The 16,783-nt window shown below is 40.0% G+C and carries 16 protein-coding genes and 1 pseudogene; 6 read left to right on the top strand and 11 right to left on the bottom strand.

Features of this window, described 5'->3' with window-relative positions:
* Positions 1-157: 157 nt before the first annotated feature.
* From HT680_RS04240 to HT680_RS04255, 4 genes are read left to right on the top strand one after another with little or no spacing between them, the layout of a single operon-like run.
* Positions 158-931, top strand: coding sequence for an ABC transporter ATP-binding protein (locus tag HT680_RS04240; RefSeq protein WP_173258465.1), 774 nt, complete (start codon positions 158-160; stop codon positions 929-931).
* Entirely contained in the window at positions 921-2,975 is a 2,055-nt protein-coding gene (locus tag HT680_RS04245; RefSeq protein WP_173258466.1) for an FtsX-like permease family protein, read from the top strand. Before HT680_RS04240 ends, HT680_RS04245 begins: the two co-directional genes overlap by 11 nt.
* Positions 2,976-3,007: 32 nt before the next feature.
* A complete protein-coding gene (locus HT680_RS04250; RefSeq protein WP_173258467.1) occupies positions 3,008-3,697 on the top strand; it encodes a response regulator transcription factor in 690 nt (229 codons plus the stop codon).
* The gene (locus tag HT680_RS04255; RefSeq protein WP_173258468.1) at positions 3,681-4,679 is read left to right on the top strand and encodes a sensor histidine kinase; all 999 of its coding nucleotides are present in this window, start codon (positions 3,681-3,683) and stop codon (positions 4,677-4,679) included. The genes HT680_RS04250 and HT680_RS04255 overlap by 17 nt, the downstream gene beginning before the upstream one ends.
* 83 nt (positions 4,680-4,762) lie before the next feature.
* On the opposite strand, the gene ffh is transcribed toward HT680_RS04255, so the two are convergent.
* The 5 genes from ffh to HT680_RS04275 all read right to left on the bottom strand — a co-directional run bounded on the left by ffh (position 4,763) and on the right by HT680_RS04275 (position 9,591).
* The gene (gene ffh / locus HT680_RS04260) at positions 4,763-6,334 is read right to left on the bottom strand and encodes a signal recognition particle protein (protein WP_173258470.1); all 1,572 of its coding nucleotides are present in this window, start codon (positions 6,332-6,334) and stop codon (positions 4,763-4,765) included.
* A 17-nt stretch (positions 6,335-6,351) separates the two neighbouring features.
* Positions 6,352-6,567 carry a hypothetical protein gene (locus tag HT680_RS09135; protein ID WP_000535217.1) on the bottom strand — a complete coding sequence of 72 codons (216 nt, stop codon included), beginning with the start codon at positions 6,565-6,567 and terminating at the stop codon, positions 6,352-6,354.
* A 2-nt stretch (positions 6,568-6,569) separates the two neighbouring features.
* On the bottom strand, positions 6,570-6,902 hold the full coding sequence (locus HT680_RS04265) for a putative DNA-binding protein (protein ID WP_000402066.1): 333 nt from the start codon (positions 6,900-6,902) through the stop codon (positions 6,570-6,572).
* A gap of 143 nt (positions 6,903-7,045) precedes the next feature.
* Entirely contained in the window at positions 7,046-8,242 is a 1,197-nt protein-coding gene (tuf, locus tag HT680_RS04270; protein ID WP_001040719.1) for an elongation factor Tu, read from the bottom strand.
* 254 nt (positions 8,243-8,496) lie between these two features.
* On the bottom strand, positions 8,497-9,591 hold the full coding sequence (locus HT680_RS04275; protein WP_173258472.1) for an AI-2E family transporter: 1,095 nt from the start codon (positions 9,589-9,591) through the stop codon (positions 8,497-8,499).
* 104 nt (positions 9,592-9,695) lie between these two features.
* Between HT680_RS04275 and pbp3 the strand changes: the two genes are divergently transcribed.
* Positions 9,696-10,940 (top strand): D-alanyl-D-alanine carboxypeptidase PBP3, encoded by a 1,245-nt coding sequence (pbp3, locus tag HT680_RS04280; protein ID WP_173258474.1) that lies wholly within the window; start codon positions 9,696-9,698, stop codon positions 10,938-10,940.
* Between the two features lie 29 nt (positions 10,941-10,969).
* Here pbp3 and sdbB read toward each other — a convergent pair whose 3' ends face one another.
* Together sdbB and ccdA2 are read right to left on the bottom strand one after the other, a co-directional pair.
* Positions 10,970-11,515, bottom strand: coding sequence for a thiol-disulfide oxidoreductase-associated lipoprotein SdbB (gene sdbB / locus HT680_RS04285; RefSeq protein ID WP_173258476.1), 546 nt, complete (start codon positions 11,513-11,515; stop codon positions 10,970-10,972).
* 12 nt (positions 11,516-11,527) lie between these two features.
* Positions 11,528-12,235 carry a thiol-disulfide oxidoreductase-associated membrane protein CcdA2 gene (gene ccdA2 / locus HT680_RS04290; RefSeq protein WP_173258478.1) on the bottom strand — a complete coding sequence of 236 codons (708 nt, stop codon included), beginning with the start codon at positions 12,233-12,235 and terminating at the stop codon, positions 11,528-11,530.
* A gap of 220 nt (positions 12,236-12,455) precedes the next feature.
* Between ccdA2 and HT680_RS04295 the strand changes: the two are divergent.
* A pseudogene (locus HT680_RS04295) lies at positions 12,456-12,689 on the top strand (IS5/IS1182 family transposase); the annotation flags it as partial.
* Positions 12,690-13,060: 371 nt separating this feature from the next.
* Here the strand turns inward: HT680_RS04295 and HT680_RS04300 are convergent.
* The 4 genes from HT680_RS04300 to HT680_RS04315 form a co-directional block, all read right to left on the bottom strand.
* A complete protein-coding gene (locus HT680_RS04300) occupies positions 13,061-13,585 on the bottom strand; it encodes an AAA family ATPase (protein ID WP_173258480.1) in 525 nt (174 codons plus the stop codon).
* A gap of 55 nt (positions 13,586-13,640) precedes the next feature.
* Positions 13,641-14,204, bottom strand: coding sequence for a TIGR01440 family protein (locus tag HT680_RS04305; protein ID WP_173258482.1), 564 nt, complete (start codon positions 14,202-14,204; stop codon positions 13,641-13,643).
* 109 nt (positions 14,205-14,313) lie between these two features.
* Complete coding sequence (locus HT680_RS04310) at positions 14,314-16,005, bottom strand: sensor histidine kinase (protein ID WP_173258484.1); 1,692 nt, start codon at positions 16,003-16,005, stop codon at positions 14,314-14,316.
* On the bottom strand, positions 16,002-16,739 hold the full coding sequence (locus HT680_RS04315) for a response regulator transcription factor (protein WP_173258486.1): 738 nt from the start codon (positions 16,737-16,739) through the stop codon (positions 16,002-16,004). Before HT680_RS04315 ends, HT680_RS04310 begins: the two co-directional genes overlap by 4 nt.
* Positions 16,740-16,783: the final 44 nt, after the last annotated feature.

Raw genomic sequence — 16,783 nt, forward strand, 5'->3', positions numbered from 1 at the left:
TTTTTTAAATCCCTAAAACCATGCTATAATATAGTAAGTATAAGTCCAATAATCTGACTATAAATGCCAGCGATAAAGATTTCTTACATCATCCGTAAGTGTTATTCTACTCTGATTCATATTATAATGAAAGTAACAAAAGATGGAGGTGTCTCACATGGAAACAATTTTACGAGTAGAATCATTAACAAAGCATTATGGAAAAGAGCCGAATATCACCAAAGCCTTGAACAGTATATCTTTTAAAGTTGTCAAAGGTGAGTTCTTAGGGATTATGGGGAGCAGTGGTTCTGGGAAAACAACCCTTCTTAACTGTCTCGCCACTATCATAAAGCCAACTGACGGCTCCATTCAAATGCAAGAAAAGGATTTAGGTCAGTTAAAAGGTAGTCAGTTAGCTGATTATCGTGGCAAGGAAATTGGCTACCTCTTTCAGAATTTTGAGCTTTTGGACAATTTGACAGCCAAAGAAAATATTTTACTTCCCTTGTCTTTGCACAAGGTCGATGCTAACGAAAGCAAGGTTCGGTTAGAATTGCTTTCCCAATATCTGGATATTTCTGAACTTCTGGATAAGTTCCCATCTCAATTATCAGGTGGTCAACGGCAAAGGGTAGCTGCTGCACGCGCCTTGATTTTAGACCCTAAGATTGTATTTGCGGATGAGCCCACAGGGGCTTTGGATTCAAAAAATGCAACCATTTTGATGCAAAAATTATCCGAAATGAATCAAGTGGAAGAAACCACCATTCTCATGGTGACCCACGATTCCGTCGCAGCCAGCTTTTGCAACCGCATCTTGTTTATCCAAGACGGAAAACTATTCCATGAAATCCGACGCGATTATCCAAGAGAAAGTCAAGAAGATTTTTACCACAGAATACTAAAGGTCATGGCTGCACTGGCTGGAGGTGATGGCAATGTTTTCTAAATTAATCTCAAGAAATAGCAAGAGAGATCGAAAGAATAATGGCTTGTACTTCAGTTCCATGGTTCTTTCTATTATTTCCTTTTACATCATCCTTTCTTTGTCCCATCAAGATGTGATGGTATTTCTAAAACAAATAGAGAGTCATGCTGTAGATAAACTCTTTAGCATGATTCCCATTCTTTATGTTGCAACGCTCTTTATTCTCTTTTTTCTAGTCTACTTCGCAAGCAGTATGCAGATGGAAAGAAGAAAACATGAATTTGGTGTCTATCTCACACTAGGTATGCGAAGAAGCAAACTGTTCTTGCTGCTCCTGCTCGAGGATTTGAGAAACAGTGTCCTTGCCCTTGGAATAGGTCTTCCTATTTCCATCTTGATTTCAGAACTGATCAGCCTAATAACCGCTAAAATTGTGGGACTAGGTATTATTGAGCATCAATTTTCTCTATCTACTACAGCTCTACTCTATACAGTCATTGGCTTCCTAGCCGTAAAATTAGCTGTTTTTGTCCTTTTAAGTGCAAAAACAGCCAATAAGGAAATCGGAAACCTGCTTGCCTATTCACCCTCTGGAATGAAGAAACTACTCCCCAAGGGTGTGTACCTTCTTGCTTCCGTCCTCGGAATTTTGCTTCTAGGAACAGCCTATTACATGGGTATGAGTGGACGAGCTTGGGAGAGTGTCATAACCATGGGCATCACTGTTTTCTTGGGGACTCTAGGAACTATCCTCCTCTTCTTTGGTATGCGTTTGTTTATAGACTTTTTGGTCAAACTTGGAAACAATCGAAAACTTCATGCCTATAATTTTAGACAGATTCAGGAATTAGTTATCCAGCGCTCAACTATACTGGCTATCTGCTCGCTCTTAATCTTCTCTGCCTTGTGCCTCTTTGGAGCAGGTGTTGCCATTGCAAGTGGCAATTCAGGCAATCAAATCCACGTATTGGATTATACATTTAGAGACAACAAGCAGGAAACAGATGAAAATCTTGATGTAAATACAGTAAAAAAAGAGCTTGAAGCTGCTGGTCTAGCATCACAGTTTTCAAAGATTCTACAAATCAAAGTGGGCATGCCTAAAGAACACGAGTCCGTGTCCTTCGAAGAGGTCATCAAGGAGTTGAAAAAGCAAAAAGGCAGCAAGAACAAGGAAATTTTGCTCCATAAATTTAAACAGTCTACTACTTCTCACCTCATACCAGTTTCCGAATACAATGAACTTAGAAAGGCTGCCAATCTCCCTCCTCTAGAATTAACTAGCAAGGAAGCCTACTTGTATATGGGGAAAGATTTTCTCCCGGATGAGAATCTCGTCAACTCTGTTCTGAAGACGAAGCCTCAAATCAAAGTCATGGAAAATGATGTAAAATTGATTGGAGAGGTGGAGTCTTTACCGATTGTAACGGATCGTGAAATCACCCTCTCTGTTGCCCTCATAGTCCCAGATGAAGTCTTTATGAACTATACAGACGGTCACTACTCGAACTATGTCAGCGGTATCTTGGCTCCTGAGCTAGTCAAAGAAAAAGGTCTGATGAGAGCTATCTCAGATACCAATGAAAAGCTAAATCAAGCCTCTCTTGGCTATGAAAGCTATATACAAAATATGGGAAGACAACTATTTTACATTATCTCTGCCAGCTATATCACTATCTATCTAGCTATCATCTTCCTTGTTGTGGCAAATACAATCATTGGCGTTCAATTTTTGATGGGACAAAGACAATCCTACAGACGATACCAAACCTTGATCCATCTCGGAGCCAACTACGAAACTCTTTGTAAATCGTCAGAAAAGCAAATCAATTGGTATTTCGGTCTGCCAATAGCCCTTGCACTTATCAGTAGTAGCTTCGGAGTGGGCTCCCTCCTCACAGGAATAGTACCAGCCAGTGCAAGAATGGTCATGGGGCAAAAATTTATCACAGCCATGCTGATAGTACTGCTCTTAGCAGGCTTTGAAGTCATCTATATCAGAATTGTAAAGAAAAATAGCAATAAGTACTTGTTGTCCTTAATGGAACCCAAAAGAGATGAATAAGGTAGAATAAATTAAGAAAAGGAGGAACCGATATGAAGCATATTCTGGTTATTGAAGATGAAGCCTTGATTCGAGATGAAATTGTCATTTTGTTAGAGAAAGCGGGTTATCAAGTTGATAAGTTGACTGACTTCAAAGATACAAGCCAGCAAGTGCTGCAATACGATACGGATCTAATCATACTGGATTTGAATTTGCCGGGAGAAACAGGTTTTCAAATTTGTAAAAATCTCAAGTCAAAACGCTCTGTGCCCATATTGGTTCTCACCTCCCGTGAACAACTAAAAGATGAGATCTACGCCCTAAAATTAGGGGCAGACGAGTACTTAACAAAACCTTTCAAAAAAGAAAGATTCTTGGCTCGTATAGAAAATATCTTGAAACGCTATGAAGGTAGACAAAATTTGCTTGAAAAAGATAATTTCCTGCTGGATAGAAATACCTATACCCTTTATATCAACGGACATTCGATTTTACTCCCTCAAAATCAAGGGAAATTGTTAGAAACCTTATTAGTGGCAACTGATTCTGTCGTCACAAAAGAAGAATTGAGCATGAAACTGTGGAATACAACTGAGTTCATCGATGAGAATGCCCTTCAAGTAAATATTGCAAGGCTCAAAAAAGTGATGAAGCAGGCTGGCATTGCCCTTCAAGTCAAATCCGTCAGAGGTATTGGTTACAAGCTAGAAGAGGTAAGCCCAGATGAAACAGAATCTTAAATATCTAGCTACTTATCTGCCTTGGTTACTTGTTCTCTTAGCATTTGATCTATTTACAGCTGTCCTGCTTTGGCTTTCAGATGTGAGAATGTTTCAGGCCCTCATCCTTCTCTATATTTTAGCTACTGTCCTGCTTTTTTTCATCCTATCTTTCTTACTTATAGGAAAAGAAAGAAAAAAAGCCTCTACCTATAAAGCCTTCATAGCCAATCCCAAGACGAATACCGAACTTGAATTATTGCATTTATCAAGTGCCTCAGAGAAAGAAAGCATTGAACAAATGGCAGATACACTTTATCAAAAGCAGTCTGAAATAGGAAAACTCAACTCATTACTAGCCGAGTACGAGGACTATGTTGAAAAATGGGCACATGAGATTAAACTCCCTCTATCGCTTCTTTCCCTCCTTTTGGACAACCAAAGTGACCAGTTACCTGAAGATACAGCTTTTAAGTTAGACTATGTGAGAAATCAAATACAAGAAAATGTATCACAGATCCTATTCTACTACAGGGTGAAAAGTGAGAAAAATGATTTTCTATTTGAAGATCTTGATCTAGAAGAATGTATCCAAGATCTATTGGAAAATTTTGATCCCTTACTCAAAGAAAAGAATTTTACGATTCAGCTAGAAAATATACAAGGAACCTGCTACACCGATCAACGCAGTTTTGAATTTATCCTCTCCCAAATCCTCGCCAACGCCCTTAAATATAGCTCTGACAAGCCCAAACTCAGCATTTCTATGTCAAAAGACAAGGGACGTACAAGTCTGATTATTAGGGATAATGGTTGCGGAGTTAAAGCTTGCGACCTCCCTCATATCTTTGAAAAAGGCTTTACAGGTGATTCAGGAGAGACAAGGAAAAAATCAACAGGCATGGGACTCTATCTGGTCAAACAATTAGCAGATGCTTTAAAAATCGACATCGCAGTAAAATCCGAATGGATTCAAGGATTTGAAATCACTCTTTCTATTTAATCAATTTTTCGATTAAGAAAATTGCCTAATCATAGAAAGTACATATTTTATATAAAAAAGGAAAGCACTTCTGCTTTCCTTTTTTATTTGCGTTTCTTCTTAGCTTTTTTCATTTTGTTGGCCATGCGTTTCATAGACTGTTTCATGGCAAATTCACCGATTTTACCTTTGAGTCCACCACCGAACATCTGGCTCATATCTGGCATTCCAGCTCCTCCAAGAGCTGACAAGTCAGGCATGCCACCCTGTCCCATCATGCCTTCAAGGGCAGACATATCCATGCCTCCCATATTTGGCATATTCTTAGGGAGGTTATTTGGATTGATTCCCATTTGTTTCATCATCTTGTTCATATCTCCAGACATGACACCTTGCATGAGCTGTTTGGCCTGGTTAAAGTCTTTGATGAATTTATTCACCTCGATAAAAGTATTTCCAGATCCAGCAGCGATACGACGACGACGGCTTGGATTTAACAAATCAGGATTTTCACGTTCTTCAGGTGTCATCGAAGATACAATGGCACGTTTGCGCGCAATCTGGCGCTCATCCACCTTCATATTTTGAAGGGCTGGATTGTTGGCCATACCCGGAATCATCTTGAGCAAATCTTCCATTGGCCCCATGTTTTGCACCTGATCCAATTGATCAATGAAATCATTGAAATCAAAGGTGTTTTCACGCATCTTCTCAGCCATTTCAAGGGCTTTTTGTTCATCGTATTCCTGAGAAGCTTTCTCGATCAAGGTCAGCATATCCCCCATACCAAGGATACGGCTTGACATACGGTCTGGGTGGAAGGTTTCGATATCTGTAATCTTTTCACCTGTACCAGTGAACTTGATTGGTTTACCAGTGATGTGACGAACGGATAGAGCCGCACCACCACGTGTATCCCCATCAATCTTGGTAAGGATGACCCCAGTCACTTCCAACTGAGCATTAAATTCACGAGCAACATTAGCTGCTTCCTGACCAATCATAGCATCAACTACGAGCAGAATTTCATTTGGTTGAGCCAAGGCTTTTACGTCACGAAGCTCATTCATCAAGAGCTCATCGATCTGCAAGCGCCCTGCCGTATCAATCAAGACATAGTCGTTGTGATTGACTTGTGCTTGCTCCAAACCTTGACGAACAATCTCAACAGCTGGCACTTCTGTTCCAAGTGCAAAGACAGGAACATCAATTTGTTGTCCAAGTGTTTTCAACTGATCGATGGCTGCTGGACGATAGATATCCGCCGCAATCATCAAAGGACGAGCATTTTCTTCCTTCTTGAGTTTGTTGGCTAGCTTACCAGCAAAGGTTGTTTTACCAGCCCCTTGCAAACCGACCATCATGATAATCGTTGGAATCTTAGGTGACTTGATAATTTCTGCCGTATCAGAACCTAAAACAGCTGTCAGTTCCTCATCAACGATTTTAATAATCTGTTGGGCAGGATTGAGGGTATCAATGACCTCGTGTCCGACTGCACGTTCACGAACCTTCTTGATAAAGTCCTTTACAACAGGCAAAGCAACGTCGGCTTCAAGCAAGGCCAGACGAATCTCTTTAGTCGCTTCTTGGACATCCGCCTCAGAGATTTTTCCTTTTTTACGTAGATTTTTAAAGACGTTCTGTAAACGTTCTGTTAAACTTTCAAATGCCATTTTTTTCTCCTATTTACTCAATTCAGTGGAAATCGTCCGAAATGTTGCAAACACTCAAGTTCCTCGGGTGTGATTTCTTTCATGATTTCATTTGGATATCCCCAACAGCTAAAACCTATTTTCATAGCTTTGGAGATATCATTGGGCGAGATAATCTGTAGTCGAGTAGGAAATGGTTCCTCTGCGGCTAATAGTTTGCAAGGTAATCCTTGATAAATAACTAGACTGCCCATGATTACTCCCGATTGTCAATACTTGTTAAAATTTCTATCTGCTCCTGTAGAAAGTCATCCTTGGGATAACGCTCCAAGATCTGGTCAAAAATCTGACTGCGGACAATGTAGTCTGAGTACATGTGTAATTTCATCTCATAGTCTTCCAAAATCTTTTCTGTCCGCTTGATATTGTCGTAAACAGCTTGACGACTAACACCGAACTCTTCAGCAATCTCTGCAAGACTGTAATCATCTGCATAGTAGAGTTCAATATAATTCATCTGCTTATCTGTCAAAAGCGCAGCATAAAATTCAAAAAGCGCATTCATGCGATTGGTTTTTTCGATTTCCATAACTTTTATTATACCAAAAAATCTATCATATCGCTATACTAGAAAGCCTTCTAAAATAATTCCATCACAAAAAAAGAACCTTGCAAAGCAAGATTCTTTTAGTGTCTGACTTAAATAATTGTTCTTCTGGGAACTAAATCGAATTAAGCTTCGATTTCTGTAACCATACCTGAACCAACAGTACGTCCACCCTCACGGATAGAGAATGTAGTACCTTGTTCTACGGCGATTGGGTGGATCAACTCAACGTCGATAGTCACGTTATCACCAGGCATTACCATTTCAGTACCTGCTGGAAGTTCGATTGAACCTGTAACGTCAGTAGTACGGAAGTAGAATTGTGGACGGTAGTTGTTGAAGAATGGAGTGTGACGTCCACCTTCTTCTTTAGTAAGGATGTAGACTTCACCTTTAAATTTAGTGTGTGGGTTGATTGAACCTGGTTTAGCGATAACTTGTCCACGTTCGATTTCGTCACGTTGAACACCACGAAGAAGGACACCTACGTTATCTCCGGCAAGACCTTCGTCAAGTTGTTTACGGAACATTTCAACACCAGTAACAACTGCTTTTTGAGTTTCTTCTTTGATACCAACGATTTCGATTTCGTCGTTAACACGAACAGTACCACGATCGATACGTCCTGAAGCAACTGTACCACGTCCAGTGATTGAGAATACGTCTTCGACTGGAAGAAGCAATGGTTTGTCTGTGTCACGTTCTGGTTCTGGGATGTACTCATCAACAGTGTTCATCAATTCCATGATGATGTCTTCGTACTTAGAGTCACCTTCAAGAGCTTTAAGAGCTGAACCTTGGATAACTGGAAGATCGTCACCTGGGAAGTCGTATTCTGACAAGAGGTCACGGATTTCCATTTCAACCAATTCAAGCAATTCTTCGTCGTCTACCAAGTCGATTTTGTTCATGAAGACGATAAGGTGTTTAACACCAACCTGACGTGAAAGAAGGATGTGCTCACGAGTTTGTGGCATTGGTCCATCAGTTGAAGCTACTACAAGGATAGCTCCGTCCATTTGAGCGGCACCAGTGATCATGTTTTTAACGTAGTCCGCGTGTCCTGGAGCGTCGATGTGGGCATAGTGACGTTTTTCAGTTTCGTACTCAACGTGCGCAGTGTTGATAGTGATACCGCGTTCGCGTTCTTCTGGAGCAGCATCGATAGACGCATAGTCTTTAGGTTGGTTAACTGCTGAAGGCAAGCGACGTGCCAAAACAGTTGTGATAGCTGCAGTTAGGGTAGTTTTACCGTGGTCAACGTGTCCGATAGTACCAATGTTAACGTGTGGTTTACTACGATCGTATTTTTCTTTTGCCATTTGAGTAAAAGCCTCCAATAAAATATATTTTATAGATAGACAGTAGGCAATACAGTCTAACTTTCCTTACTATTTTATCAAATTTCAGCTAAATTGCAAGTGTTTTACACACATTTTGTGAATTATTCTAAATCTCATAATTTCCCATTCTTTTCCAACAGAATCATTTAAAACTCTTTTGACCAGTCTAACCTCAAGTCTTTTTATCAAAAAAAATCAGGTCTCCCTGATTTTTAGATTGATTCTGATTTTTCTTATTCTTTTTCTTTGGCTTCTTTATGATTTTCATATAATTTCGCTAAGAACTTCGTAATTTCTTTTAGGATAGAATATGTTGGTACTGCTACAATCATTCCGATAACACCATAAATATTGCTAGAAAGTAAGAGAAGAACCAGAATGGTGATTGGATGAACCTTCATAACCCCTCCGACGATACGAGGGTAGAGGATATTCCCATCCACCTGTTGGATAATCAGCATATAAATTACTGCAATGAGAACTCTGTGCGGATCAGTAAAGACATTGGCAATAATCATAGGAATCAGACCGATACTTGGTCCAACATAGGGAATAAGATTTGCCAAACCAGAAAAAATAGCAAAGACTAGAGCATATTTCAACCCTATCGTACTGTATCCAATATAAGCCAAACATCCGATAATAACAGCATCAATCGCAATCCCACTGATATAACGTGCGATAGTGGCGTTCAGATTCTTCAAGAGACTGGAAAAGTTTAATTTATCATGTTTTAGGACTGTTCGTTCCAACATCGGAAGGAATTTATGACCATCAAGCAAGAAATAAATCAAAAAGACTGGTGTCATAATGAGAATCAAAACAGTACTAAACAAGGCTGAAAGAACGCTGCCTAAACTATTGCTCACACTGTTGAGAATATTTTGTAAAATATCAACGTAAGATAAATTCAACTGTTGAATGGTTTTTTGGATATCAATATTTTGGAAAATAGGATTCATCGATAAATCAATAACCAAATCCTGCAGTCTGCTGTAGATATTCTGGCTAGAAATAATCAAGCTTGTCAACTGATTGATCAAAATCGGTAGCAAGTAGACTACCCCTACTACTATTGTACCAATCAAGGCACAAAGAGTGATGAGCACACCTATCAAACGATTGACTTTACATTTCTTTTCTAGAAATGTTACGATGGGATTTGTCAGGTAATAGAAAAATCCTCCGAGCAAAAATGGAATCATAATGGTATTAGCTACCATCACAAAAGGTGTGACAATCGCTCCCATCTCTCTCCAAAGGTAGAAAATAAGAGTTAATAGTAAAATTTCAGCTGTCCAAAAAAATAACTTGTTTCTACGGAACATAGGCGCCTCCTTCTTTCTATTTTACCATAATTCTTCAAAAAGATAAGATGGCTTTGCTATAAAAACGAGAATATTTTTTCGCTTTGTGATAGAATAAAACTACTATGAAGAAAATAATTTTATCCTTACTAACTCTTATCATTTTTGGCACAGCCATTCCTACTGTATCTGCGCAAGATTTTGATGTTGCTGCCAAGCATGCCATTGCTGTTGAAGCAAACACTGGGAAAATTCTCTACGAAAAAGATGCTACTCAAGCTGTAGAAATTGCCTCTATCACCAAGATTCTCACTGTCTACCTAGTCTATGAAGCATTGGAACAAGGGACCATTAGCCTATCTACCCCAGTTGATATCTCTGACTACCCATACCAACTCACAACCAATTCTGAGGCTAGTAATGTTCCTATGGAAGCGCGCAAGTATACAGTGGAACAATTATTGGAAGCAACTCTAGTATCAAGTGCCAATAGTGCAGCCATTGCTCTTGCTGAAAAAATTGCTGGTTCAGAGAAAGACTTCGTTGACAAGATGAGGGCGAAACTTCTTGAATGGGGCATCCAAGATGCTACTATTGTCAATACTACTGGACTTAATAACGAAACACTTGGAAATAATATCTATCCTGGTTCTAAAAAGGATGAGGAAAACAAACTAAGTGCTTACGATGTTGCAATCATCGCTCGAAACCTCATCAGAGATTACCCTCAAGTTTTAGAAATCACCAAGAAATCTTCATCAACATTTGCTGGTATGGAAATTCACTCTACTAACTATATGTTGGAAGGAATGCCAGCATATCGAGGTGGAGTTGATGGGCTCAAAACTGGTACAACAGACAAGGCAGGAGCTTCTTTCGTTGGAACAACTACCGAAAAAGGTATGCGAATCATCACAGTTGTCTTAAACGCTGACCAGCAAAACAGTAATCCTTACGCTCGCTTTACTGCTACTTCTTCTCTTTTGGACTATATAACATCTAATTATGCTCTCAAAACAATTGTCCAGAAGGGAGAAGCCTACAAAGATAGCAAAGTTTCTGTACTTGATGGGAAGGAAGATACCGTAACTGCTGTTGCTAAATCTGATATCACTGTCATACAACGATTGGGAAGTCGAGCATCATCAAGCCTGCAGTTCACTCCAAAAACCAAGGCCGAGACAGCACCACTAGAAGCTGAAACTGTTGTTGGTCATCTAACCTATGATGACCAAGATTTGGTCGGTCAAGGTTATCTCACTTCCGACAAACCATCTTTTGAAATGGTTTCTGAAAAGAAAGTTGAAAAAGCCTTCTTCTTAAAAGTTTGGTGGAATCAATTCATCCGCTTTATCAATGAAAAACTATAAAAAAATCGCGAGTTTTCGCGATTTTTTCTTTATTTCATCTCTTTAAAAGCTGCTTCTGCATCAGCATTGCTAATAGCACCAAATTGGATTTTTCCGATTTTTCCTTGGCTGTCAATTAAGTATTCTGTTGGAATACTACGAATTTGGTACGCTTGGAAGGTAGTTGCTTGGGTATCATATAGAACTGGGATATCCTTGTAGCCTTGTTCTTGGTACCATTTTGGAAACTCTTGAACTGTTTTTTCACCTTGTAGTCCTGGTGCAACGACACTCAAGATTTCAAAGCCTCGATCTTGTTTGGCAGCTAATTCCATCAACTCTGGCATACTCTTTCGACAAGGTCCACACCAAGAAGCCCAGAATTTTAAATAGACTTTTTTTCCTTTGTAGTCCGATAGTTTCACTTCTTTGCCATCCATAGACTGCAAGGTGAAGTCTGGCGCATCCTTACCGACTGCGATTTGCTGTACAGTAGACTGTTTGGGACTTTCCGTCTGTTTGGTTTCTTTTTCACCACAGGCAATCAACAAGAATAGAGACATGAGGCTCAATCCCGCAAAAATAACTTTTTTCATCTTTTTCTCCTTTTATCCAAGAATTCCTGATAAGGCATTTAACTGCCCTAGCATTAATAACAATCCCATCAAAATAATCAAAGCTCCCCCAATTTTCTTTAGTAGGATCATATGGGGTTTTAATTTGCTAAAATAGGGCATGATCCATCCCGAAGCCAAGGCCAGAACAAGGAAAGGAAGGGCCATTCCCAATGTGTACACTAAAGTTAGTAAGGCTCCTTGCCAAGCACCATTCCCTCCTGAAGCTGCAAGAGCCAAGACCGAACTCAAAACTGGTCCGATACAAGGGGTCCAACCAAAACTAAAGGTTATCCCAAGCAAAAAGGCTGACAGATAGTGATTAGACTTTGATTGTTTGAAGGTGACTGTCTTTTGAACTTCCAGTTTATTGAAATGCAAGATTTCCATCTGGTGAAGTCCCAAAAGGATAATGACTGCTCCCATTACATAACGAAACCAGTCAGCATAGAGCATGTGCCCTAGGAATCCAGCACCAAATCCCAAAATAAAGAAAATGAGGGAGATTCCTGCAATAAAGCACAGGGTCCGAATTAAGCCTGACCATGCAACGTCTCTTCCAAAAAAGCGAAAACTTTTCGAATTTCCCTGATCATCTAGCAGAATACCAGCATAGACAGGTAGCAAAGGGAAGATGCAGGGTGAAAAGAAGGACAGGATACCTGCCAAAAAAACGGATACTAGAAATATAATCGACTCCAACGAATTACCTACTTTCACAAAATTCTAATCTTATTTTACTACAAAAGAAAAAATTTGTGACAACTTTGCTACGCTTATTTATTTTGACTAAATTTGACACAAAAAAAGGAGGTAAGCTCCTTTCAGATTGAAGACAAAGTCCTTAGACTACAAATTTCTAAGGGCTTTTCTTTGTGTAAAGTCGTATAATAGAGGTAAGAAAAGTTGTGAGGTATTCCCTATGTTTCACAAAGAAAATCTCGAATATAACCGCAATCAAGTTGGTTTTTACACGCTAGATGAACTCGTTCCGCAAGCCCATTTTCTTCGTCAGGTTGAGCAAGTGGTCGATTTTTCCTTCATCTATGACTTAGTCGCAGATACTTATTCTGAAGATAAAGGTCGTCCTAGTTTAGACCCCGTTATGCTGGTTAAAATCCCTCTCATCCAATGTTTCTACGGTATCCGTTCCATGCTCTTGGTAGCTTTCCACTTGTGCCAGCAAGTCTGCCACTTCTGCTAAATCTCTCGTTTTTAACTCTCTTATGGACTGGGTAAAGGTGTATCTCTCACCCAAAGCCCTAAAATCAATCACTGTTTTTCTATGCATATCCTAAGTATAGCACAAAAAGGCCAACCTAGAACAGCTAAATCCAGCTTTGTTTATTGATTTCCATAACTAAAAATCTTCTCTAAGTTGCTTTTTTCTATTTTTGGCAATTTTCCATCAGATAGCACCCCTTCTTCTTGTAAAAGATGGTCTTGTTTGGAGTACTTTGCACAAGAATTCAACAATAAAAACAGAGAGAGTCTTGGTTTCAATACCCTTACTCTCTCTATCTTTTACTATTCAGAAATTAAAAATTGATTTGAAGTTTTAATGATGCCTACCGTTTCTTTGACATCTAAATCATCCGTGTACAGAAAATGATGTTTTTCTCTATTTTTAGCTAAAAATTCATTTCTTGCTTGGATTGATAAATCGCCTGTTCTCTCAATTTCTTTCCGAGAAGAATCCCTATCTTTCAAGGTTTCTTCTTCTGCCATTAGGACACAATACTTTAACTTAATTTGTTTTTCCTTTAAGAAAGCTACAATTTTCTTTAGTTGATCTTCAAATATGACATACTCTATCACGACAGTAAGGCCACGATCCAAGAAATTATTGGTCAGACTGATAATATTATCCCAGAATAAATCCATATAAAATCCATCATCTTCCCAAGGAGCTACGAGACCACTTTTTATCATTAAGTAAATCATATCCCCCTCTATAACTGCACTTTTGTCAAAAGAATAGGCCAACTCTTTGCTGACAGTGCTCTTTCCAACGCCTGGGGGCCCTGAAACGATATAAACACAATTTTCCAACCTTATACCTCTACATACTTGAAATATCTCTAATTTACGATAACTTTCAGCCCACTTATGACTTTCTTATGAAGTCTTCTGGATACTGTGCACGCGCACCTCCGATGAGTTTTGGACGACTAGCTAAAGCCGTTACATGGGCATGCCCAATCTCTCTCAAAAGAGGGCGAATCGGAACCTGAACATGCTTGACATGCATGCCAATCGCAGTATCTCCGATATCCAATCCAGCATGGGCCTTGATAAATTCAACCTCAACTGGATCCTGCATAAACTTGAAGGCTGCCAACTGACCTGAACCTCCTGCATGAAGTGTAGGAAGGACACTGACGATTTCCAGACCAAACTGTTCTACCACCTGACGTTCAACAACGAGGGCTCGATTGACATGTTCACAACCTTGAACAGCTAGATGAATTCCTTTTTCCTCTAGGATATCTAGGATGGTTTTCACAATGATTTCCCCAATTTCTTGGCTGGATTCCTTGCCAATCTGACCACCTATCACCTCACTAGAAGAAAGGCCCAAAACAAAGATAGCTCCTTGCTTCAAATTGGCCTTTTCTAATACATCTTCTACAATCTGGCTTGTTTCTCTTTGAATGTCTTTTTCCTTCATACTTGATAGCTCTTTTGTCACTATCTATCATATCTTTTTTTACTGATTTTATCAAGGCCAACTAATCATTCTGATTTTAAAAAGCAAAACTCCCAGAATTGACTGGGAGCTAACTTGTTTCTATTTTATTGATGTATATTTCAACCGTCGTTCCTTTTTCGGGTGCAGAATTGATCTTCATCTGGTAATTGTCTCCAAAATGAAGTTTGAGTCGTTGGTCGACATTTTGAAGGCCAACTCCCCCACGTTTGAGCTGACTTTGACTACTATCGTCAGGATTTTGGAAACCAACGCCATCATCCTCAATGCGGATGACTAGTCCTGAATCCTTTTTCTGAACAGAGACTTTAATATGGCCCTGACCTTCCTTTTCCTTGATGCCATGGTAAAGAGCATTCTCTACAAGGGGTTGCAACACCAACTTGGGTAAGACTAGATTATCAAAGGCAGGATTTTCATCAATTTCATATTCCAGCTTATCGCCATAGCGTTGTTTCTGGATAAAGAGATACTGGCGGACATGATTGATTTCGTCAGAAAGACAAATCAAGTCCTTTCCTTGATTGAGCGCCAAGCGAAAATAGGTCGCCAAGGACTTGGTTACCTGAACCACTCGCTGACTGTCCTGAAATTCAGCCATCCAGATGATAGTGTCTAAGGTATTATAGAGGAAATGGGGGTTAATCTGGCTCGACAAGGCTCGAAGTTCATACTGACGGGTCGTTTCTTCCTGTCTGCGAACATCTGCCATCAGCTGATCAACTTGATCCAACATAGCATTGAACTGGCGAGTCACTTCTCTCAGTTCATAAGCTCCAGCTTCCTTGGCACGAAGATTCTGATTACCAGAAGCAATTTCCAGCATGGTATCTCTCAGGTCCTTCAAAGGGGCAATCCAGCGTTTGAGGCTGAACCACACCAAGCAGAGACAGGCAAATAGAGACGTGACACTTGCCCCAAACAAGGTCCACAAGAGCTGACTCCGAACCTGGTCTAACTTCTCCAACGAAGACACGCCTATAACCGTCCAATCTGTTCCTGCAATCTTTTCCTGACTGACGTAGGATTGGTGATCCAGCGTATAGCCCTGCCCCGTCTCAATGTAGGGTTTCATGGCCTCCATTTCACTAGACGAGCTATAAACTGTGTGTTGCGGATGGTAGACAAATTCATGGTTTTCATTGATGATAAAGGCAAATCCTTGCTGACCCAACTGGAGTTGGTTGAGGTAGGTTTCCAGAGTTTCGTAGGAAATATCCAAACGAAGCACGCCCAGATTGGCTCCCTTTGCATCAACAAGTTCTTGAGTGACAGAAATGACCCACTGGCTATCTGATTTACGAGCTGGTGTCAAAACAGGCTTAGCCCCCTGATGAATAGCCTTTTGGTACCAGTCCTCAGCCATCATATCTGAGGAAGTTTTCATCTGCACACTATCATCTGTAGAAATGACCTGACCGGATTTGGTCACCAACACAACAGCTTTCAAATCCTGGTCTGCCCTTAAGATGGTCAAAAACAAATCTCGGATTCCCTCGACCTTGTCTTGACTGGGATTCTCAGCATAGGCTAGGACATCCGCCTGCTGGGTCAAACTAGTCGAGGTTGTTTCTAATTTTTTGATATAAGACTGGATAAAGTGGCTAGCCTGACTGATAGTCGTTTGGCTATTGCCTTCAATGGTAGCCTCAATGGCTGATGAACTAGATTGATAGTAGAAAGTCCCAACCAAAGCTAGGAGAATGAGAAAGACTAGAAAGATGGAAATAACCATTCTGACTAGGAGAGAAGAACGTTTCATCGACCTTCCCCCTTCTTAAACTGACGAGGTGTCACACCTGCAATCTGTTTAAAGCGTTGGGTAAAGTAGTTCATATCTTCAAAACCAACCTTCTCTGCGATCTCATAAATCTTTAAATCCGTTGTCAAGAGCAAGAGCTTGGCTTGTTTGACACGTTCTCTCACCAAATAATCCTGAAAAGGCATGCCCAACTCTTTCTTAATCAAAGAACTCAGATAAGTCGAACTAAAGCCCAAGTCACTGGCCAAGGTCTTTAAACTGAATTGGCTATCAGCTAGATGAGACTGGATTTTCTGGGCCATATTTCCTTCAAACTTGGTAGTCAGTAAATCTTGTAACTGCTCTTCCTTTTCTTCCTGATCTAGTTTTTGCTTGATTTTCCCCAACATTTCCTCAATATCCTGACGAGAAAAGGGTTTGAGCAGGTAGTCATCTACACCTAGTTTGACAGCAGACAAGGCATAATCAAAATCATCGTAACCAGTCAAAAAAACCAAATGCACCTGAGGATAGGTTTCTCGGACCAGACTGGCCAACTGGATGCCATTTAGCTGAGGCATGTTGATATCGGTTAAAATAATATCTGGCACCTGCTTTTGAATCAAGTCCCAAGCCTGTCTTCCATTTTCAGCCTGACCAATGATTTCCATATCGTAGGCTGCTACATTAACCAATTTGGTCAAGCCTTGTCTTACCAGATATTCATCTTCTACGATTAAGATTGTGTAGGTCATGCTCTGCTCCTTTACCACTTACTAGTATCAGTATAGCAAAATTC

It is taken from the genome of Streptococcus sp. 5905 (assembly GCF_013276505.1).
Lineage (GTDB): Bacteria > Bacillota > Bacilli > Lactobacillales > Streptococcaceae > Streptococcus.

Coding starts and splice junctions, on each gene's coding strand:
- HT680_RS04245 (WP_173258466.1), top strand. CDS start 921: ATGTTTTCTAAATTAATCTCAAGAAATAGCAAGAGAGATCGAAAGAAT.
- HT680_RS04240 (WP_173258465.1), top strand. CDS start 158: ATGGAAACAATTTTACGAGTAGAATCATTAACAAAGCATTATGGAAAA.
- tuf (WP_001040719.1), bottom strand. CDS start 8,242: ATGGCAAAAGAAAAATACGATCGTAGTAAACCACACGTTAACATTGGT.
- ffh (WP_173258470.1), bottom strand. CDS start 6,334: ATGGCATTTGAAAGTTTAACAGAACGTTTACAGAACGTCTTTAAAAAT.
- HT680_RS04315 (WP_173258486.1), bottom strand. CDS start 16,739: ATGACCTACACAATCTTAATCGTAGAAGATGAATATCTGGTAAGACAA.
- HT680_RS09135 (WP_000535217.1), bottom strand. CDS start 6,567: ATGGGCAGTCTAGTTATTTATCAAGGATTACCTTGCAAACTATTAGCC.
- sdbB (WP_173258476.1), bottom strand. CDS start 11,515: ATGAAAAAAGTTATTTTTGCGGGATTGAGCCTCATGTCTCTATTCTTG.
- HT680_RS04265 (WP_000402066.1), bottom strand. CDS start 6,902: ATGGAAATCGAAAAAACCAATCGCATGAATGCGCTTTTTGAATTTTAT.
- HT680_RS04275 (WP_173258472.1), bottom strand. CDS start 9,591: ATGTTCCGTAGAAACAAGTTATTTTTTTGGACAGCTGAAATTTTACTA.
- HT680_RS04255 (WP_173258468.1), top strand. CDS start 3,681: ATGAAACAGAATCTTAAATATCTAGCTACTTATCTGCCTTGGTTACTT.
- pbp3 (WP_173258474.1), top strand. CDS start 9,696: ATGAAGAAAATAATTTTATCCTTACTAACTCTTATCATTTTTGGCACA.
- HT680_RS04305 (WP_173258482.1), bottom strand. CDS start 14,204: ATGAAGGAAAAAGACATTCAAAGAGAAACAAGCCAGATTGTAGAAGAT.
- HT680_RS04250 (WP_173258467.1), top strand. CDS start 3,008: ATGAAGCATATTCTGGTTATTGAAGATGAAGCCTTGATTCGAGATGAA.
- HT680_RS04310 (WP_173258484.1), bottom strand. CDS start 16,005: ATGAAACGTTCTTCTCTCCTAGTCAGAATGGTTATTTCCATCTTTCTA.